Genomic DNA, 21,506 nt, shown 5'->3' on the forward strand with positions numbered 1-21,506 from the left:
TAAACTAAAGCATCTTAAAGTCTTTTGAATCATTGACAATGTCTAAGCAGCCCGAATCACCACTTGCTCCATCTATCTTTGCCCGACTACGCTTTTGGCAAAAACCGATTTCTTTATTCTATTTCAATCTACTGCTTGCCCTATGGTTAGGCTTGGTATTGAACTATGGATTTTATGAGAAAATTCAACAATTCACACCTTATCAGGGCATTAAAGCCATAGGCTTATTGATTGCAACTGTGATCGTCATCGTATCGGCGTATCATCTGTTGCTGCAATGGCTAAACTGGCGTTGGAATGCCAAAATATTAGCCAGTATTTTGATTGTAGTCGGTGGATTCAGCGCTTATTTTGTTAATAGCTTGGGCGTAGTGATTACCGCAGACCAAATTCAAAATATGCTGCAAACCGATGTACGTGAAGTACGTGATCTTTTGTCTGTACGCTTAGTGGTTTGGAGTGTGCTGTTTGTACTATTGCCATTGGTCTTGGTGTGGTCTGTTAAAATTCAGCCGACTCATTTTGCCCGTCAATTACTGCAAAAGACTTTAGGCAGTGTAGTTTCGATTGTGCTGATTTTGGGTTTATTGTTCTGTTTTTATGTGGATTATGCTGCAATCTTCCGCGAGCATCGTGATTTAAAAGGCATGCTTTCTCCACAAAATGCGATTGCCTCTAGTCTATCGTATTATAAAAAGAAAGCACCCAAACAGAATTTGCCGCTGCTGCGCTATGGTGAAGATGCACATTTAATTCAACGTGCGCAAACAGGCACAGCACCCAAAATTATGCTGTTGGTGGTTGGTGAAACTGCACGTGCTGAAAGCTTCTCGCTGAATGGCTACGCAAAAAATACCAACCCTGAACTCTCTAAGCTGCCTGTGATTAATTTCACTCAAGTCAGCTCTTGTGGTACAGCCACGGCTGTTTCTGTGCCGTGCATGTTCTCGGGGATGCCACGCCAAAATTATGATGAACAACTGGCAAGTCACCGTGAAGGATTACTGGATATTGCTCAGCATGCTGGTTATCAAGTCACTTGGATTGATAACAATTCAGGCTGTAAAGGTGCCTGTGATCGGGTGCAGCAATATCAAATTCCTGCAGCGCTAAAACAAAAATGGTGTGATGCTAGCGGTGAATGTTTAGATGAAATTTTAGTGGACAGTTTACAGGCTTATCTTGCTCAGCTTGACCCGAAAGACAGACGTTCACATTTAATTATCTTGCACCAAATGGGCAGTCATGGACCTGCTTATTTCAAACGCTCAACCGTAGCTTATCAACCCTTCCAACCGACGTGTAACAGCAATGCGATTCAGGGTTGCAGTGCCGATGCCTTACGCAATACCTATGACAACTCGATTGTGTATACCGACCATGTTTTAAGTCAGTTGATTCAAACTTTAGAGCAACAAAAACACTATCAAACTGGTTTTTGGTATTTATCTGATCATGGTGAATCGACAGGCGAGCATGGTTTATATTTACACGGCGCACCGTATTCTATGGCACCGACTCAACAAACTCATGTACCGATGCTGATGTGGTTTTCAGAAGCTTGGCAACAACAAAATTCCGCGCAAGTGAATTGCTTAAAAGCACAACGCCAAGCAGCATTGAGTCAGGACAATCTTTTCCCAAGTTTATTGAGCTTACTAGATGTAAAAAGCCAAGTGATTGATCCGAAAAATGATATGCTGAATCAATGTTCTGCCCCATCTACCACTCAACCGCAGCACGAGTCATCACATGCCTAAAATATTAATCATTGAAGATGATTTTATGATTGCCGAATCGACCCAAACCTTGCTCAAGTTACAGCAATTTGATGTTACTTGGGGGAACAACGGGATTGATGGCTTAAAGCAATTAGAGCAGCAAGATATCCAGTTGGTGTTGCTGGACTTAGGCTTACCCATGATGGACGGCATGCAGGTATTAAAAAACATTCGCCAGTTACATCCACAATTGCCCGTGCTGATTATTTCTGCGCGTGATCAATTGCAACAACGGGTGGATGGTTTAAATCAGGGTGCAGATGATTATTTAATTAAACCCTATGAATTTGATGAATTACTGGCGCGAATTTATGCCCTGCTCAGACGTAGCGGCGCACAAAATCCTGTAAACGATACCGCACATATTTTAAGTTATGGCGATTTAGTCTTAGATACCGAACAACATTTGGCAAAATTCAAAGGTGAATATATCGAATTGTCGAATCGTGAATGGGCAATTTTAATGGCTTTGGTCAGCCACCCTAATAAAATTTTCTCTAAAAGTAATTTAGAAGATAAATTATATGATTTTGACAGTGAAGTCAGCAGCAACACCATTGAAGTCTATATTCACCATTTACGCGCCAAACTTGGCAAGGACTTTATTCGTACCATTCGTGGTTTGGGCTACCGTTTAGGGCAAATTTAATGCAATCCTACTCTTTGCAAAAACGTCTGATTGTTTATGTTTCTATCTTTAGTGTCATGTTGGGCTGCGTTTTGGTATTTGCAGCGTATCGAATTGCCCTAGAAGAAATGAATGAAATTTTAGATGCACAAATGCAAAGTTTGGCGGAACGCATTGCAGCAAACCATCCAGAACCTACACAAAGCCAAATCAATTTAAATCAGAGATATAGTGAAGAAGACTTATTTGTCGATATTTGGTCTTATACCGATGCAACACCACAATTACACCCTCAAGGTGTGTTGCTACAACCCGTAGAAAAACCAGGGTTTTATAATCATCAAACTGAATCTGGACTGTGGCATACATATATTTTGCCGCAGGAAAATCTACAAATTCAAATTAGCCAGCAAAACTCTGTGCGCCAATATTTAGCTTTAGAGTTAGCGGCAAATATGTTTATTCCTTACGCACTATTTTTACCCTTTGCCCTTTTGGCTTTGGGTTGGCTCATTCGTCATAATTTCCAACCGCTCAATGACTTTAAAAGCGAATTGGCACGTCGTAAAGCGCAGGATCTCAGCCCGATTCACATGTTGGATTATCCTGTCGAGCTTGCACCCACGATTCAGGAAATGAATCAGTTATTTACGCGAATTTCTGCCGCACAGCAGGAACAGCGCCAGTTCGTTGCCGATGCTGCACATGAGTTACGTACCCCGCTCACCGCACTTAATTTACAAGTACAAATTTTATTGCAGCAATTTCCACATAGTGATGCTCTCAATAATTTAAGCCAAGGGGTTTTGCGTTTACAGCATTTGGTCAATCAGTTATTAAGCTTAGCCAAGCAAGATGCCTCAGATAGTCTAATTGAAAGCGATCAAGCTCTATCTTTAAATCAAATGACCATTGCCTGTGTGGAACAGCTCATTCAATTGGCATTGCAAAAAGATATTGATTTAGGTGTCGAACAACGCCAAGAGTTGAATATTCATGGACAAAGTTCTGCTTTGCATTCCATTATTTATAATTTAATTGATAATGCGATTAAATATACCCCCAAACAAGGCGTGATTAATGTGACTATTTTTCAGCAAGAACAACATGCAATTTTGCAAATTGAAGACAGTGGTGCAGGCATTGACCCCGCACTATTCAATCAAATTCGACAGCGTTTTTACCGTATTCATAACCATGCGGAAATTGGTAGTGGTTTAGGTTTATCTATTGTAGATAAAGCCACCCAACGCTTAGGTGCAAGTTTAGAGTTTTCTAAAAGTGCCAGTTTAGGTGGTTTATGTGTGCAGGTTAAATTTCCGATGCGTTAAGATCGGGTTTTAAGTTAGATTTTGAGTGTGCAATTTATGCGCCAAGAATGCATAGGCAACCACATTCAAACACCAAGTAATCCAGCCTGTCCAAAGATTATGACTAAAAAAATGTGCCCCGCGCATCATTTGCGCCCAGCCCATCCCCATGCCTAAAATACATGCTGCAATTAAGAAAAAATAAGCACGTTTAGGTTGAGCAACCCGATAAACAAAATATCCTACCAATAAAGCAAAACCACTTGAGGCATGCCCACCAGGAAAACAATGCCCTGCCGTTGCACTTAAATCCCACCAAACGCCATGCGCTGTGGCAATGCTCATATCCCACGGGCAAGCATGTGCCGACTGCGATTTAAGTATTGCAATCACACTGGTTGAAATCACCGCCATCCAAAAGAAATAGCCAAACTCCCAACGACGAGCACGTAATTTTTGAAATCTGAAAGACAGCAACCAAGCCAGCAAATAGCTCAGATATACTGCAATCAGGATATATTTGACATAACGATGATTTAATTCAGCCAATGCCCAATTTTGTCGCAGTGGAAATTCTGCATGTGCATCTATAAAAGGTTGAATTAGGTGTAAATCTAGCGTGCCTGCAACGCTAAAAAAATTGAGCAATATCAGCAAACTCAGAAGGAGTAAAATTGCTTGAAGAAGTAAAAATTTTGAATGCTGATGCCGCATGAGGATTACTCAACTCACTATCTATTTTAAAGTCTGTCTTATGCTTTTTTGAAGAATTAAGCAGAAATCAGGCATGCGCCCCAAGTCAATGTGATAATTGCCAAAGCAACAAATTGCGCTGCACTGCCCATATCTTTGGCATTTTTAGACAAGGGGTGTTGCTCCATCGAAACACGATCGACCACGGCTTCAATAGCAGAGTTAATCAGTTCGACAATGATGGCAAGTAAACACACCACAATCATGAGCACTTGTTCAACACGACTGACAGGCATGAAAAAACTGAGCGGGATCAGCAGTAAATTAATCAGAATGATTTGCCGAAATGCCGCTTCATTTTGAAAGGCGGCTTTAAAGCCTGCCAAAGAATAGCCTGTGGCATTCAAAATCCGTTGTAAACCAGAAGTGCCTTTGTAAGGAGAGCGTGGAAGCATAGTGAATCTGATTTGAAATAAATCGGATGTTAAGTGGTTTAGCTTAAAATTGGCTTAACTATAACCTTTTGAGACTATTAAATTAAATCGGTGTAATATGTAACATTATGAGTGCCCTATTGAATAATAAGACTCCATCTAAAGTAAGCTCTAAATACCATCAATTTCTTATTGTTGAATCTAAGGTTGTATCAATTGCTCGGCTTCAACTTGCTTAATATCAAAATCAGGACTTTCTTTGGCTTGAATAATTTGCACAGGAATAAAGCGCACTTGAACCACACTTGGTTTTCCACGTGGGTCTTGTGCTAATTTTTGATTCAATGCAGAAATCTGTTGAGGTTTTGGCGCTATATCTCCACGCAAGACTACGCGAATTAAAGTCATCTCTTTACGCCGATCAAACTGCACCGTATCAATCAAATTATTATGTTGATTAAATTGACTTTCAATCAAGCTTTCTACCTGATGTTCATACATCTGTTTATTTAACATCATCATAAAGTTAAAGCTTAAATAGATACCCAGCGCAAAAAGTACTAAAAGACTCACGATATTTCTTTTAATAAATTCAATTACTGTGCTATTTACTTCTTCATCTGAACCGCGTCTAAAACCAGCTGCCCATAACACCAGTGAAGAACTAATTTGAATAGCAACAATATTGGTCAGTGCCAACAGCAGAGCATTTGCTGCATGTTTCCATTCCAGATGCGCAATTAATATGCCACTTGCAACCAGCGGCGGTACCAAAGCAGTCGCAACTGCAACGCCAACAACAGCCACAGACAGACGTGGTGAAACGGCTGCAAATGCCCCTGCTGCACCACCCGCAAGTGCAATCATTAAATCCATAATGGTAGGCTGAGTTCTAGACAGAATTTCATGGGTGATAGGTAAGTTAATATTGATAAGACCTAAAATGATGCCAATACTGACAATCATCGACACACCTAAAACTAAGGTTTTAAATGCTGTTTTAAAAAACAACCATCGATTATCAATAAATGCTAAAGCCATACCTGAAATGGGACCAAGCATCATCGCAACCAGCATTGCACCAATCACCACTGCAGCTGAATTAGACAATAAACCATAGCCTGCAATAATAGCTGCCAAAGCATTCATTATAAAAAAGGTTTTGCTTGGCAAGGCATCGGCCTGAATATTCAGCCGTACTTGTTTATGATCAATCTTTTTAGAGTTTTCGCGCTCCGCTTGTTTGTATTTCAGCTTTTCTTTCAGAAGTTCATATTTTTCTTGTTCAGGACTGTCTTCAACCACAATCGTTGGATCTTGATCTTTTTCCATCGCATGCCTCTGTGTTAGCTGAATAGGAATCTATCCAAATTCTCATGTAGCCGTAGACTTTGTGCAATTCCGCCCAGCATGTTTGGCTTCATACAATTTATTATCTGCAAGTTTAAGCACTTCAGAAATATCCTCTGCATCTTTAAACCAAAATGCGATACCAATTGAGATGGTAATTTCACCCATACCATTAATATTGGTTTGTTGCATGGTCGTTCTTAAACGCTCCGCAGCTTTATATGCCACACTTGGGTCGGCAGTCGTCATCAGCACTAAAAACTCTTCGCCCCCAGAACGGCAACAAATATCATGATCCCTAAAATTAGTTTGCATTATTTGGGCGAGCGTTTGCAGTACCATATCACCTTGATCATGCCCATAGTGATCATTAACTTTCTTAAAGAAATCAATATCAATAGACAATGCTGCAAACTCAGTTCGGGTTTTGACCAACTCATTTAAAAATAATTGCATCCCACGACGGTTATATAAACCTGTCAATGGATCAGTATTGACGTGATGCTTTAACTCCGCAATCCGATGACTAAAGGTTTCCGAACTGAGTAATAATGAGGTTCTAAACTTTAATACCTCGAAATACCACGGGTCGACTTCTTTAATTTTATCTTGAATTTCAGCCTGATTCAGCATACTTGCCATACGTGCCAAGCGGTTCAAAGGTGAAGAAATAAAGCTTGAGATATACCAAACCAATAAGAAAATAAATAAGTAAAAAATAAAGATTCCAACCGATACTTTTAAAATCAAGGTATTGGCTTGTGCAAGTAAATCCTCTGTCGGCTGCTGAGAAACCACAATCCAATTTACACTTGGAATATGTGCAAAACCTGCCAAATTATCTATACCTAAACTATTTTTTAAACGGATTGAGCCATTTTTATGCTGATTAATATAATCCAACCCCGTATTGTTGATAATTTTTTCACCAATACGATTTTTATCTGGATGAAAAATAATACGGTTATGTTGATCAATCACATACATATAACTTTTTTTATAGTCATATTGTGTATTCAGCATTGTATTTAATAAGTTTTTCCGTTGTAAATAAATCGTACCACTGATCATCCCTAAATAATTATCTTTGCCATTATAAACAGGCTGAGACATCATGACCAAAAGATTATTTTTTACAGACCAATAGGGTGTAGAAATATAAGTTTTCTTTTTTTCAGTTGACTCTACTATACCCAATGAATTATAATCTTGACCGAAATTAAAATTCAAACTACTGGGTGCAAATGCCAAAACATGCTTATTTTCACCCACAATTAAAACACTATTAAAGTTATCAGACTGATTCTTTAAACGCTCTACTTCAGATTTTCTTACATCTATATTATAAAAATTTTTCTCTAATACTTTAGCACTATATTCTAATTCTTTTAACATATCAGTAAAATGCTGATTGGCACTGGTCGCAATTTTTTCTGCATACTTTTCATTCACTGAAAGTGAATTTTGAATTAATTGTTGTTTAATTGCATAATTTAAAATAAAAATACTTACGACAAATAAGCCTGATACACTTAAAATTGTGGAAATTAAAATAAGTTTACGCAGATCCAATCCAAGTCGTAGTAAAAAATGTTTCAACAGTTCCTACCCCAAAAATTCAAAAACTGTGACAATTGCCAACTTTAACACATAATTTTACAACTCAATCACATAATTTTAAAGCAATATAGTTGAATTTTTGATGTTCAATTCAACAAATTGGATAATTCGCTTGTTGCTGACCACAAACTAAATCAGAAATATATCCTCTAAATACAATTTCTACCACACACTTCCTAAGAATGCACCGACTAATAACAAATAAAGACAACTTGAATTTTTTCGTTCTTATTTTTTGCTGAAAACCTTGTCTATTCGATAAATTTTTAGGGTCAATTACTCATAAAATTACAAAAAATAAATATTTATTCCATGCTTTAAATTTATCCTATCCACCTAATAAATAAATTGTTTTCTCTTATGTTTAAGACACTTTTCACTATAAGCAGTTGCTCACTTTTAACAGCATGTATTGTAGTTGACGGAACAGCATCGGGGCAGATTCCCAATATCGTCATTCAACCTCAAATTCCAGCAAGTACACCTGTAGAACGTCCTGCACAACAAACCATTTATATGCCAACACCTATGCCTTATCCTGCACAAACATGGCAACAAAAAGTCAAAATTAAAACCTATGATGGTCGCTGCGTAGATTTTAGTCGCAGTAATCAACGCTCCATTCAGACTTCACATTGTCATGATGGTACCAATCAGCATTTTATTTTCCATCCTGATCAAAGCATTACCGTGCAAGGTAAATGTCTAGATGTAGCAGGAAAACAGAAACATGATGGTGCTGAAGTAATTGCTTATACCTGTAATGGACAAAGTAACCAAAAATGGTATCTCGATGGTCAGCGTATTCGTAGTGCAGATACAGGCAAATGTTTAGATATTTATAATGGAAAAATGAAAATGTATAGCTGCAATCAAAATCGTGGGCAGAAATTTAGTTTTATTGCCTTATAAAAAAGAATCACTAATTCCCTCAGCCTAGCCTGCTCTTTTGAAGATGAGGGAATTAGCGAATGATAATTTAAAAAATTATAAAAATTTTACTTTAAATACGATTAATTAAGGATGCTGACTAAACAAATCAAAAATCACTTTTCTTAACCACTGATGACTGGTTTGGTGATGACAAGACGTATGCCAATATTGTCGTACAGGATAGGTTGGAAAATTCAAAGGCGCACTCACTACTTGTAAATTCCCGCGTGCCAATAACACCTCACTTAAATAATAAGGCACTGTCGCAATCATATCGGTTTCTTGCACAATTAAACCGACCCCTAAATAACTTGGGATACTCATTAGAATATTACGTCTTAAACCACGATTGCTTAATTCATTTTCAATATGGTAGTGACCTATACTGGTATCTACATCGACATGCGATTCACGAATATAAGCTTCAACATCTAAACTTTTTTCACAAATACGTGGATGATCTTTACGACTAATCACCACATAATATTGTAAAAATAATTGCTGCTGATAAAAACCCTGCTCTAACTCAGGTAAAAAACCAATCGCAAAATCAATTTCACCATTTGCCATTTGATAACTGGTTTCACGGGTAATAGGACGAATTTTAATCCGCACTGAAGGTGCATATTTTTTTAAAAACTTGGTCAGTTTTGGCAATAAAACCAAATGCGAAACATCGGTCATTGCCAAGGTAAATAATTGATCGGAATGTGTCGGATCAAAATCGACTTTAAAATTATTGACCGTTTCAATTTTATTAATAATTTCACTAATCGGTGAAAAAATCTGTTTCGCCAACTCTGTAGGCAACATTTCATTGCCAACCCTTAAAAATAATGGGTCATTAAAATGCTGACGAATTTTATTTAAACAGTTACTAACCGCAGGCTGACTCATGCCCAATGCATCTGCTGCTGCAGACACATTTTTTAATTTATATACATAGTAAAAAATCTGTAGCAGTTTGCTATCTAACTTAAACATATCCATCTTTCCTTAGAATCAGTTTCACTGCTCAGTTTTCATCCTTATTTAACGCCAAGCTTTTAATTTAGAGCTATGCCCAATGCCCACATTAAAACAATTGGTCGGATCCAATTTTTGATAATGCTGCTTTAAGGCAGGCTTCGCCACATATAAATGCCCAACATTATGCTCTGCAGGATACTCTGCCCCACGTGCATCAAGCAATGACCACATTTGATGTTCCATCGCCAACGGGTCTACGCCTTTTTTAATAATATAGTCCTGATGAAAGACATGACATAAAAAATGACCATAATACAACTTATGTATAATCGCCTGCTCCAACTCTTCGGGCAAGGTTTCAACCCATTGCTGATCATTACGTCTTAACGCAATATCTAAAGCAACAATGTCTTCCACTTCATTTCGATGTGTATCACGATAACGAATTGCAGCACCTGCCACTGCAAAGCGATGCAGAAAAGCCTTACGGCCTTCATCTTCATTACATAGAAAAAAACTGCCGGAATTGCGCGTGATAAAATAATCCATTAAAAACTGCTGTACTGCCGCAACATCTTGCTGCTCAATGCGCAAAATAAAATGATGTTCATACAAATCACGAAATTGGTTCATGCGTTCTGGTAAATGATTTGGCAGTAGTTTCGTGAACATTTGCAAAACTTTATCCGACAATCCACGCATGCCCCAACGGGTTAGAAAACCATCAACTTTGTCTTTCATGGCAAAAGCTGCAGGTACTTTACTGGTGCCAAACTTCTCGATAAACAAGAAGCTGTCTTTGCCATATTCTGCACCAATGTCATAGGCATCTCGATGAATATACTCGCCAGCAATCGGTACACGCGGCAAATCACGTAATAAAAAACGGCGAATCGCGGTTAAATCATCCTGCTGATTGCTGCCGATATAAAACACCTGACTCGGAATTTTCTCAAATGTATCCAAACGCACTGCAAACACACAGACTTTACCTGCCGAACCCGAAGCTTCAAACAAACGGCTCGGGTCGGCATTAAACCGTGCAGGCGTATCGGCATCGACTTGGGCAACATCATGCACGTAACGCTGATCTGAAGCACAACAATGTTCCGAATATTCAATATCTTCAGGGCGATATTGTTGTTGCTCAAGTTTGGTTAAAATTTCTTCTGGCGAGTTCCCTAAATTCACCCCCAAATGATTGATGAGTTGCAACTCGCCCAGTGCATCGACTTGTGCATATAAGGCCAACTCAGTATAGGCAGGACCACGTCTGACCAATGCACCACCTGAATTATTACATACCCCGCCCAACACTGAAGCGCCAATACAAGATGAACCAATGACTGAGTGTGGCTCACGCTGATGCGGCGCCAATTGCTGTTCCAAAGCATCCAATGTTGCACCAGGCAAGCAAATCACTTGCTTGGCATCGTTGATGAGCTGAATACCTTTTAAACGTTGGGTGTTGATCAAAATTACAGGACGATCATAGTCATCACCAAAAGGGGTAGAACCACCCGTGAGTCCAGTATTGGCGGCTTGCATAATAATAATGCAATCTGCTGCCACAGCCACTTGTAACACTTGCCACTGCTGCAATAAAGAACCTGGCGTGACCACCGCAAAAACCTGTCCTTCGCCAAAACGTCGCCCTTGACGATATAAACGAGTATCTGATTCATGAGTCAATACATGCGCTTTTCCCACAATATCGACCAAGTTTTTGAGGGTTGCTGCAGCATCAAATTGTGTTGCAGAAGAAATTGTCTGTGGCATAGTGTACAAGTCCTGAAACAAGGTGAAAAATACAATTAAGCGATTCAGCCAAATGCATCGGTTGATGGATTGATCGCTCCTGTTGGCAATTTAGCCTTTCAGTTCACGCTCAAGTTGTACCAAGCAATCTGAGTTAATCGCTTGAATGTTTTTAGCACCCGTTAAGGTCATTGCGACTCGCATTTCTTTATCAATCAATTCGAGTAAATTACTCACACCCGCCCCACCTGCTGCACCTAGTGCATAAATAAAGGCACGTCCGAGCATACAAGTATCCGCACCCATCGCCAACATGCGCACCACATCTAGGCCATTACGAATACCTGAATCCACTAGAATTTTTAGATCTCCTTTTACTGCATCGGCTATTGGCGGTAAAGCACGTGCAGTCGAGAGCACACCATCTAACTGACGACCACCGTGATTGGACACCACAATTCCATCAGCCCCAAAACGAACAGCATCCTTAGCATCTTCTGGGTCTAAAATGCCTTTAATGACCATTGGGCCATCCCAGAATTCACGAATCCACTCCAAGTCTTTCCATGAAATAGATGGGTCAAAGTTATTGCCTAACCAGCCAATATAATCTTCAAGTCCTGTTGGTTTGCCTAAGTATTTAGAGATATTGCCCAAGTCATGCGGACGACCTAGTAAGCCAACATCCCATGCCCAGTTTGGATGCATCACTGCCTGCATATAGCGGCGCATAGCAGCATTTGGACCACTCATGCCCGAATGTGCATCACGATAACGTGCGCCAGGCACAGGCATATCTACCGTAAAGACTAAGGTTGAACAGCCTGCTGCTTTGGCACGTTCCAAGGCATTGCGCATAAAACCACGGTCACGTAATACATATAATTGAAACCACATTGGGCGTGAAATGGCAGGCACCACTTCTTCAATTGGGCACACCGACACGGTAGATAAAGTAAACGGAATACCTTTTTTGTCAGCTGCAACTGCAGCCTGCACTTCACCACGGCGCGCATACATGCCCGTTAAACCCACAGGTGCCAAAGCCACAGGCATTGACAAGGTTTCATTAAATAAGGTGGTTTCTAAACTCAAAGCCGACATGTCATTCAAAACACGTTGGCGCAAGGCAATCTGTGAAAGGTCTTCCACATTTCTTTTCAGCGTTTGTTCCGCGTACGCACCTCCATCAATATAGTGAAATAAAAATGGCGGTAAACGGCGTTTGGCTGCTTCGCGGTAATCATTCGCAGAAGAAATAATCATGGCGCTATCCTGTTTAATCGACTCGCACGCTGACGACGCGCATCTTCCTCGTCTATCATGCGTACTTGTTGAACTACAAATTCAATATGTCCACACACTGCCGAACGGGCAGCTTCTGGATCCTGGCGTTCAATTGCATCCATCACTTGAAAGTGTTGATCGTGCAACTGATCGAAACGGTGGGCTTCGGTATAGACTTTGCGTCTGCCCAAAACTACGTTGTATTGCAACAAATCAAATAAGCCGCGCATCATTTGAATGAGCACCAAATTGTGCGATGCTTCGGCAATTGCCAAATGAAACTTGGCATCGGCAATTGCTGCCTGACCGTCATCACCTAAAATTTGAAAATGGGCGATTTGCTCATAACAGGCACGGATGTTTTTCAAATCCTCAGCAGTTGCCCGCTGTGCGGCATACCATGCCGTACCACCTTCAAGCACCATTCGTGCTTCCTGCACATCAAAACGATAAGCAGGATCTTCATCAATCAGGTTACTTAAAGGCTGCACAATTTGATATTGCGACCAATTGGTAGGCAGTTGTTGCAAAAAAGTACCCGCTCCAACTTTGCTGACCAGCATGCCCTGACTGGTCAATTGCTGAATAGCCTCACGCAAAGAGGAACGGGAAACCCCGAGTTGTTCACATAACTTTCTTTCGGCAGGCAATCGGTCTCCGACTTGCATCTGATTTTTTTCAACCAGTGTGCGCAGGTCTTGAACAACTTTGTCGGAAACTTTCATGCGGCTATCCTCTTGTGCATGTGGTTATGGAATCATCCATGGGAACACATAAGCTTGTAGAGTGATAATAATACCGATCATTACGGTGAACGTGATACTGTGTTTCACGGTAAAGCGGAATAAATCCGATTCTTTACCGACTAAACCAACAGCCGCACAGGCAATTGCAATAGATTGCGGTGAAATCATTTTGCCTGTTACCCCACCACTGGTATTGGCAGCAACCAACAGAACTTCTGGTACACCAATTTGCTGTGCGGTTGTGGCTTGCAAGGCAGCAAACAAGGCGTTGGCTGAAGTATCTGAACCTGTCAAGAACACCCCAATCCAGCCTAAAAATGGCGAGAAGAATGTGAAAGCATTGCCTGTGTGTGACAAAGCCAGTGCCAAAGTCGCAGACATACCTGAATAATTGGCAATAAATGCAAACGCCAACACCATCCCAATAGAATAAATTGGTGTTTTTAGCTCGTTGATGGTTTCAGCAAAAGTTTTAACAGCTTCACGCGGTTTCATTTTTAAATAAATGATGGTGATGATGGCCGCAATCATAATCGCAGTCCCAGTTGCGCTAAGCCAATCGAACTTAAAGATCGCATCATAGTCTTTAACATCAGCGACCACAGGCGGCATCTTTTGCACCAGTTGGTGTAAAAATGGCACTTTGATGGAAATTACCCAGTCGTGCATTGCGCCATCTTTGGCAAATAAATCTTTAAACGGCTTGATGCTCCAAATAGTGACCATCACCGTTAACACTGCAAAAGGTGACCATGCTTTAACAATCTGCCCGATGCTGTATTTTTGCTGTTGTTCTGCAACTAAGTTGGCATCCACTTTGGTGTCTGCATCGCTAAAACGGAAAATGTGTTTTGGCTGCCAGAATTTAAATAAGACCGTTAAACTAATCAAAGAGGCAATTGCGGCTGTAATGTCAGGTAACTCAGGTCCAACAAAGTTAGAGGTCAAGTATTGTGCAATCGCAAAAGCACCACCACCCACCAACACTGCAGGCCAAGTTTCTTTCACACCGCGCCAGCCATCCATAATTGCCATAATCCAGAACAGCACAATAGGCACCATAAATGGCAACTGACGCCCAACCATCTGGCTAATTTCCATGGTTTCTACACCCGAAACCTGACCCGCCACAATAATTGGAATCCCCATTGCGCCAAACGCAACAGGTGCGGTGTTCACAATCAAACATAAACCCGCAGCGTATAAAGGTTTAAAACCCAAACCCACCAACAAAGCAGCAGTAATTGCCACTGGCGCCCCAAAGCCCGCTGCACCTTCTAAAAATGTGCCAAACGCGAAGCCCACTAGTAGCATCTGGAGACGCTGATCTTCTGTAATTGACAGAATAGATGAGCGAATAATGTTAAACTGCCCTGTTTTTACAGAGATTTTATATAAAAATAATGCGCCAATAATAATCCATGCGATTGGCCATAAACCGTAGAAAAAGCCATAGATCAATGAAGCAAAAGCCATTGGTGCAGGCATGCCATAGGCAAATAACGACACTAATAACGCCAAAATAACCGTAATTGTTCCCGCAACACTTCCTTTTAAGCGAAATACAGCCAATGCCAGAAAGAAAAAGATAATCGGGATTAATGCAATAAGACTCGAAATCCAAATATTTGCCATTGGATCGTAGATCTGTTGCCAATGTTGAAGCATTGTCATCTCCTTGAAATGCTCACTCAAACGTAAACATAGGTCTAAGCATAGAGGTAAAATTCTAATTTTGGTCTGACCAATATTAAGATAAAAATCAAAATACTCTTAATATTTGCAACAAATAATAGTTTTATACAAATAAATGTCAACATTGGTCTGGTTATTTATTTAAATGGTCATACCAATTTAAATAAAGATGATCTTTGTTCGCAGCATAAAAAATACGGTGAAGAAAAATTTAAACTTTGTTTTTTCTGTAGTTTTTAAAAGGAAGGAAAAACCAAATTTATTCGGCACAGCCTTATACAACTTTCGTCTAATACAGTAAAATACGTGTGCTTTCTTCTAAGATGAATTGAACGCTTGATCAAAGGAATCATGGATAAATTCAGCTCAAGTGGCCGCTATTCGGCTTAAAAACATGTGGATTAAAAGAATTTTTTAGACAAAAAAATAACGCCATTATTGACTGCAACAATGGCGTCATCGTGTATTTATAACAGCAACTCACACCTTACTGTGGCTTAACCTGTCACCACGTTCAGGCGCTTTAAACGCGAAATATGCAAATCAATTTGCCCTGCAATTTCAGGTAAAATTTGCTTTAAAAACTGGCTATAGTTCATTGCATCTTCTGCTCTTAATACGCCTGCTTGTACCAATTGTTCCTGCTGTAGCAACATACTTTGTACACGGTTTAAATCAGGCTTTTGCCCTTGGCTTAAACCTGTACTAATTTGCTTAAAGCCTAAATACAACTGATCACGTTGCTGGATTAATTGCTGCATTTCAACTGCAGATACCGCAGCACGCTCTAGCATAGCGTTTGTTTCCAGTACATTTTCAGATTCATCTGAATATAGACTTTGCGTTGTTTCTATCTCTGTGGAAGCCGTGTTCGGTTTCACCCACACTGTTTCCGAAACAGTCTTATTCGGTGGTTGAAACACATACACCACGGTAAACAACACCGCGACCGCCAAAACAAAAAAGCCAATACCGAGCCATCGAGTCCCATTCATGTGCATGCTCCATAAGCAAACCATCCTAAAATGCGCTCAATTCAAATATCGTCTTGAGCGCCTTAGCATGCTTTGCCTGTTATGATCGGCTTAAAAATTACGGCGTCGACCAATCGCTTGGTGCATAACCCAAACGCACTCGCTGTGGGTGATTCCCCACTGGCACACTGCGGACTTTTTCTCCCGTAGCAAAGTCAATCACCGTTACCACATCGGTTTCACTTTCTGAAATCACACAGCTTTTTCCATCTGGGCTACGGGTTGCCCAATATGGTTTACCTGCAGGAATCAGTTTGCCTGCTTTTAAACTCTGACGGTCTACAATGGTCGCGTAATCATCCATCGTGCCTGCCACACAGAGTTTTTCGCCATCTGCGCTGATGGATAAACCATGATGACGTGAATCATTTACCCATTTGCTGCGGTCTTTTGGAATTGTACTGCTGCCCGGTAATTGTCCAATACGCGTGACTTTATCGGTTTTTAAGTCGTATTCCACCAAACCATTAAAAAATGAAACCTGCGCATAAAGTTTGCTTTCATCTTTACTTAGCACCATAGGACGCACTGAGTTGGATAAATCCTTACGTCCAAAGGCATCTAACGCAGGTCGGAAATCAATTTTTTTCAGAACTTTATAATTGTTGGCATCGGCAATGGTAATAAAGCGCTTACCTTTGGTAAAATCTTGCCACTGTGCATCCATCGAAGTTTCTACGTTACCAATCGCAGAGTTTAAGATTTTCGTTCCACCTGCAAAGTAAATATTTTCGTGCGGCTTATCCCCTGTTGCAAAACGCCCCAATTCTTTACCTGTATGAATATCTAAAACATGCACCACATTACCTGACGATGCCGACACAGCAACACGTTGTCCATCTGGTGAAACCGCCATGTGGTCTGCGCGGAAACCTTCGACTGGCGTACGCCAATTAATTTTGCCCGTTTTAATGTTGATGGATACCACATCGGCAAAACTTGGACGTGAAGCCACAATCGACTGTCCATCTGGCGTGGAATACATATCATCCACCAACTGGTCATTGCCCTCACCTGCAGTTTGTTGAATGTAAGTGTAGGCAATCAATTTCACTGGATTTAAATGAATTTCTAATAAACGCTCTTTGCGGTCAGGAATCATATTGACCACACCCACTTTGCCAAAGTCTTGTGAAGGGTGAATCACCGTCACTGTGCCATCCCAGTTATTGCCGACAAAAAAGACTTGTTGGGTATTCGGTGGCTGCGGTAAATAGGTCGAATCTGCATAACTTTGTGCGCTGACACAACTTCCTAAAGCCAGCACGCCTTGAAGTAGATGTTTAAACACCTTGTTGGAATAATTCATGTTCTTGTTCTCCCTGAACAGCAAAATGAAAGTGTTGTTTTTGTTTTGGCTTGTGTTTTTACATATTTGTTGTTTTTAACTGAAGCCTGCCTAATCCATCTTGAAGCGATCTTGAAGATTGTTGGCGTGGCATTGATTGGGCAATAGCATAAGAGTTTTTGTAATTTTGCGTCTAGGGTTCGAGCTAGACTATCCGATAGCAGGTCAATTTTCAGATAAACAGAAATACAGCATCACATCCTGTTAAAATGCCAAGTATGATAAAAGCTTGTTTTTGTCGATGAAATGACAGTAATCCCATACCCATTCAAGCATTTAAACTCAAGAATATAAGGATGTGCCGAGATGCAGTTGTTGGAACTTAAAACCTTGCGTAAACAGCTTCGACAACAGCGCAGAGCGGTCACGCGCACCCAACAGCAACACGCACAGCAAGCTGTTTTGCAGCGGCTAATACGACTGCCAAAATTTCAGTACGCAAAAAAAGTGGGTATGTATTTACATGCTTTTGGTGAAATTCATACACACCGCATCATTGAATATTGCTTCGCGCATAGCAAACAAGTGTATTTGCCCATGATTTGCAATATGAATCAACACTTGGTGTGGGTACAAATCACCCCACAACAATATCGTCAGCGTCGCTTTGCCCATCATCGTTTGGGGATGCAAGAACCAAGAACAAGTCGCGGAAAACACATCTCCCATTTAGATTTAGTCTTGATGCCCTTATTGGCTTGCGATACGCATGGCACCCGCATTGGAATGGGCGGTGGTTATTATGACCGCACTTTAGCCTCTGCCCCGCAGCATCCTTATCGCTTAGGGATTGCACATGATTTTCAGCTAATTCATACACGCTTGCCACGTGAAAATTGGGATCAACCTGTAGATGCCTTACTAACTCCACAACATTTTTTACAGTTTAAACGCACCTTGAAACGCTAAATTGATCATTTTGACTGAATAGATCAATTTAAAATCACATATTTAGCTACTTTTTGAACAATTTGTGTTGACCTACCCTTGTATTTTAAAAAATACCCATCACTATTAAAAACATGGCAACACCGTTGTCACTCATTAGGAGTGCCCATGTCTGAAATTATTATGAATCAAGAAACCTTAGAGCCTCAGGTTCCAAGTGTATTACCGCTTTTAGCGCTACGTGATGTGGTGGTTTATCCACACATGCAAATCGCGCTATTTGTAGGTCGTGAAAAATCGATCAATGCAGTTGATGTGGCTCGTAACAGTGACAATCTAGTATTTGTAGTTGCGCAAAAAGATTCGCTTACAGAAGAAATTGATCACGACAATTTATATCAATACGGTACTGTCGCGAAGATTGTGCAAGTTGTGAATCACGAAAATGATGAAAACTGTATCAAAGTTCTGATTGAAGGCTTATACCGCGCCAAACTCGAAAAAATTATTGATGAAGACGCGTATTTGACTGCAGAACACAGCTTGAGCCCAATGACTGTTGCGATGGATGAAAATACCCAAGCAACACGTTTGCAAGAATTACGTGCCTTATTTGCGCAATATGCAGAAGCAAAATTACGCAATGCACGTGAACTGATTGCTGCTGCCAATAAAATTGAAGATTTATTGCAGTTGTTGTTCTTTGTTGCAACCCGTGTGCCATTGAATATTGATGTCAAACAAAAATTCCTTGAGCACGATGAGTTTGAAGCTCACTTGACCGAGTTAATGACTTATTTATTGCAACAGTCTGAAGAACAGCAGATTGAGCAAACCTTGCATGACTCTGTTAAACGCCAGATGGAAAAAAATCAGCGTGAATACTTCTTGAATGAGAAGATGAAAGTCATTCAACGCGAACTGTCCGATATGAACGGCGGTGCGGAAGATGATGTCGCTGAAATTGAAAAACGTCTGGCCGAAGCAGACTTGCCAGAACATGTCCGCAAAAAAGCAGAAGCTGAGTTCCGTAAGCTAAAAGCCATGCAACCTGCATCTAGCGAAGCGGCTGTGGTACGTAACTATCTGGAAGTAATTTTAGATACGCCATGGAACAAAGCCAGCAAAGTCAGCATTAACTTGGCGAAAGCACAAGAAATTTTAGATGCCGACCATTACGGTTTAGATGAAGTCAAAGACCGTATTGTGGAATACCTTGCTGTGCAGTCGCGCGTGAAAAAACTCAAAGGTCCAATTCTGTGCTTAGTCGGTCCTCCGGGTGTAGGTAAAACCTCACTGGGTGAATCGGTTGCAAAAGCCACTGGACGTGAGTTCGTGCGCATGGCGCTAGGCGGCGTACGTGATGAAGCGGAAATTCGCGGTCACCGCCGTACCTATATTGGTGCGATGCCGGGTAAAATTGTGCAGTCATTGACTAAAGTTGGTGTGAAGAACCCACTGTTCTTGCTCGATGAAATTGACAAAATGGCACAGGATTACCGTGGCGACCCTGCATCTGCTTTGTTAGAAGTACTTGATCCATCACAAAACAACAAGTTTAATGATCACTATTTAGATCTAGACTTAGACTTGTCTGAAGTGATGTTCATTTGTACTGCCAACAGCATGAATATTCCAGAAGCTCTGTTAGATCGTATGGAAGTAATTCGTCTACCGGGTTATACCGAAGATGAAAAAGTGAATATTGCAGAACGCTATCTTGTCCCTAAAGCCATCAAAAATAATGGCTTGCGTGCTAAAGAATTGACGGTTCATGAAGAAGCGATTCGTGACATTGTGCAGCGCTATACACGTGAAGCAGGTGTGCGTAGTCTGGAACGTGAAGTGTCAAAAATTGCCCGTAAGGTGGTGAAAGAAGCAGTCAGCAAAAAAGCCAAAAACCTACAGGTAGATGTGACTTCACAAAACTTGCCTGACTACCTTGGTCCACACAAATTTGACTATGGTATGGCAGAAGAAGAAGCCGAAGTGGGTCGTGTAAATGGCTTGGCTTGGACTTCAGTGGGTGGTGAATTACTCACCATTGAAGTGGCAACCATGAAAGGCAAAGGTAATTTCATCACCACAGGTTCATTGGGTGATGTGATGCAAGAGTCAATCAAAGCCGCGATGACCGTTGTGCGTACCCGTGCCGACAGTTTAGGCATTGAAGCCAATGTATTTGCCGAAACCGATGTACACGTACACTTGCCAGAAGGTGCAACACCTAAAGATGGTCCATCTGCAGGTTTGGCATTGACTACGGCATTGGTATCTGCATTTACAGATATTCCAATTCGTCCTGATATTGCCATGACAGGCGAAACCAGCTTACGTGGTCGTGCAATGCGCATTGGTGGCTTGAAAGAGAAACTTCTTGCGGCACATCGTGGTGGTATCAAACTGGTATTTATCCCACAGGAAAACGTGCGTGACTTGTCTGAAATTCCAGACAATGTCAAAGAAGGTTTGGAAATCAAGGCTGTGAAAAGCATTGATGAAATCTTGCCTTTGGCACTGACCAGTATGCCTAAGCCTTTAACCAAGGCACCGATTGTGAAGCCAGTAGCAGCAGGCAAAGCCGCACGTCATTAAGCAAGTTACTCTGCTTTAAGCATAGAACATCTCAAAAGAGCACTTCGGTGCTCTTTTGTTGTATTTAGATTCTGGATTTAAAATAATTGAATAATTTTTTAATTATTTTTAAAATGGATAGTCTGTTTTTAATTCAATTTCCTTGAAAAATAGGCAAACCATCCACATATATAAATTTAAGATACATCGCGCTGTATGTTTCTTGTTTGGTCTATTTAGACCGATAAATTGATCAGACGCTTTTGATTGAAGCGTGCTTCATGGTCTGGTCATCCATATCTCCAGGTGGATGACCTTTTAACCGCAGTCCTATAGCCAAATACTCAAAAATATAGAACAATAGAAACATGGGATATTCAAAAGATTTTAAAGACAAAGTCATAGAAATTATGGCTAGAGATAAAATGTCTGTGCGAAAAGCAGCACAGCATTTTAAC

The 21,506-nt window shown here is 40.7% G+C and carries 17 protein-coding genes; 6 read left to right on the top strand and 11 right to left on the bottom strand.

Annotated features, from left to right (window positions below):
• The first annotated feature begins 38 nt into the window (after positions 1-38).
• The 3 genes from FTV52_RS07125 to FTV52_RS07135 are packed head-to-tail and all read left to right on the top strand — an operon-like array spanning position 39 to position 3,740.
• Positions 39-1,760 (top strand): phosphoethanolamine transferase, encoded by a 1,722-nt coding sequence (locus FTV52_RS07125; RefSeq protein ID WP_179988913.1) that lies wholly within the window; start codon positions 39-41, stop codon positions 1,758-1,760.
• Complete coding sequence (locus tag FTV52_RS07130; protein ID WP_179988912.1) at positions 1,753-2,430, top strand: response regulator transcription factor; 678 nt, start codon at positions 1,753-1,755, stop codon at positions 2,428-2,430. Before FTV52_RS07125 ends, FTV52_RS07130 begins: the two co-directional genes overlap by 8 nt.
• On the top strand, positions 2,430-3,740 hold the full coding sequence (locus tag FTV52_RS07135; RefSeq protein ID WP_179990350.1) for an ATP-binding protein: 1,311 nt from the start codon (positions 2,430-2,432) through the stop codon (positions 3,738-3,740). Before FTV52_RS07130 ends, FTV52_RS07135 begins: the two co-directional genes overlap by 1 nt.
• A 9-nt stretch (positions 3,741-3,749) precedes the next feature.
• On the opposite strand, the gene FTV52_RS07140 is transcribed toward FTV52_RS07135, so the two are convergent.
• The 4 genes from FTV52_RS07140 to FTV52_RS07155 all read right to left on the bottom strand — a co-directional run bounded on the left by FTV52_RS07140 (position 3,750) and on the right by FTV52_RS07155 (position 7,795).
• Entirely contained in the window at positions 3,750-4,433 is a 684-nt protein-coding gene (locus FTV52_RS07140) for a phosphatase PAP2 family protein (protein WP_004970540.1), read from the bottom strand.
• A gap of 56 nt (positions 4,434-4,489) precedes the next feature.
• Positions 4,490-4,867 carry a diacylglycerol kinase gene (locus tag FTV52_RS07145; RefSeq protein ID WP_179990352.1) on the bottom strand — a complete coding sequence of 126 codons (378 nt, stop codon included), beginning with the start codon at positions 4,865-4,867 and terminating at the stop codon, positions 4,490-4,492.
• Between the two features lie 180 nt (positions 4,868-5,047).
• A complete protein-coding gene (locus tag FTV52_RS07150) occupies positions 5,048-6,178 on the bottom strand; it encodes a TIGR00341 family protein (protein ID WP_004970544.1) in 1,131 nt (376 codons plus the stop codon).
• A gap of 42 nt (positions 6,179-6,220) precedes the next feature.
• Positions 6,221-7,795 (bottom strand): sensor domain-containing diguanylate cyclase, encoded by a 1,575-nt coding sequence (locus tag FTV52_RS07155; RefSeq protein WP_179990354.1) that lies wholly within the window; start codon positions 7,793-7,795, stop codon positions 6,221-6,223.
• 381 nt (positions 7,796-8,176) lie between these two features.
• On the opposite strand from FTV52_RS07155, the gene FTV52_RS07160 reads away from it, so the two are divergent.
• Complete coding sequence (locus tag FTV52_RS07160; protein ID WP_019837853.1) at positions 8,177-8,728, top strand: ricin-type beta-trefoil lectin domain protein; 552 nt, start codon at positions 8,177-8,179, stop codon at positions 8,726-8,728.
• 105 nt (positions 8,729-8,833) lie between these two features.
• Here FTV52_RS07160 and FTV52_RS07165 read toward each other — a convergent pair whose 3' ends face one another.
• From FTV52_RS07165 to FTV52_RS07195, 7 genes are all read right to left on the bottom strand, one after another.
• Positions 8,834-9,733 carry a LysR family transcriptional regulator gene (locus FTV52_RS07165; protein WP_004970549.1) on the bottom strand — a complete coding sequence of 300 codons (900 nt, stop codon included), beginning with the start codon at positions 9,731-9,733 and terminating at the stop codon, positions 8,834-8,836.
• 48 nt (positions 9,734-9,781) lie between these two features.
• Positions 9,782-11,497, bottom strand: coding sequence for a D-lactate dehydrogenase (gene dld / locus FTV52_RS07170; RefSeq protein WP_179990356.1), 1,716 nt, complete (start codon positions 11,495-11,497; stop codon positions 9,782-9,784).
• Between the two features lie 90 nt (positions 11,498-11,587).
• A complete protein-coding gene (gene lldD, locus FTV52_RS07175; protein WP_016659249.1) occupies positions 11,588-12,742 on the bottom strand; it encodes an FMN-dependent L-lactate dehydrogenase LldD in 1,155 nt (384 codons plus the stop codon).
• Positions 12,739-13,488 carry a transcriptional regulator LldR gene (gene lldR / locus FTV52_RS07180; RefSeq protein ID WP_179990357.1) on the bottom strand — a complete coding sequence of 250 codons (750 nt, stop codon included), beginning with the start codon at positions 13,486-13,488 and terminating at the stop codon, positions 12,739-12,741. Before lldR ends, lldD begins: the two co-directional genes overlap by 4 nt.
• A gap of 24 nt (positions 13,489-13,512) precedes the next feature.
• Positions 13,513-15,183, bottom strand: coding sequence for an L-lactate permease (lldP, locus tag FTV52_RS07185; protein ID WP_179988566.1), 1,671 nt, complete (start codon positions 15,181-15,183; stop codon positions 13,513-13,515).
• Between the two features lie 518 nt (positions 15,184-15,701).
• Positions 15,702-16,199, bottom strand: coding sequence for a hypothetical protein (locus FTV52_RS07190; RefSeq protein WP_004970693.1), 498 nt, complete (start codon positions 16,197-16,199; stop codon positions 15,702-15,704).
• A 97-nt stretch (positions 16,200-16,296) separates the two neighbouring features.
• Positions 16,297-17,547: a YncE family protein gene (locus tag FTV52_RS07195; RefSeq protein ID WP_096902747.1), complete on the bottom strand. Its 1,251-nt coding sequence runs from the start codon at positions 17,545-17,547 to the stop codon at positions 16,297-16,299.
• Positions 17,548-17,898: 351 nt separating this feature from the next.
• Between FTV52_RS07195 and FTV52_RS07200 the strand changes: the two genes are divergently transcribed.
• A complete protein-coding gene (locus FTV52_RS07200) occupies positions 17,899-18,495 on the top strand; it encodes a 5-formyltetrahydrofolate cyclo-ligase (RefSeq protein ID WP_026438444.1) in 597 nt (198 codons plus the stop codon).
• A 147-nt stretch (positions 18,496-18,642) separates the two neighbouring features.
• Positions 18,643-21,069: an endopeptidase La gene (gene lon, locus FTV52_RS07205; RefSeq protein WP_131260796.1), complete on the top strand. Its 2,427-nt coding sequence runs from the start codon at positions 18,643-18,645 to the stop codon at positions 21,067-21,069.
• Positions 21,070-21,506 lie beyond the last annotated feature (437 nt).

The organism is Acinetobacter sp. YH1901141 (genome assembly GCF_013416935.1).
In the GTDB taxonomy this organism is placed as follows: Bacteria; Pseudomonadota; Gammaproteobacteria; order Pseudomonadales; family Moraxellaceae; genus Acinetobacter; species Acinetobacter towneri.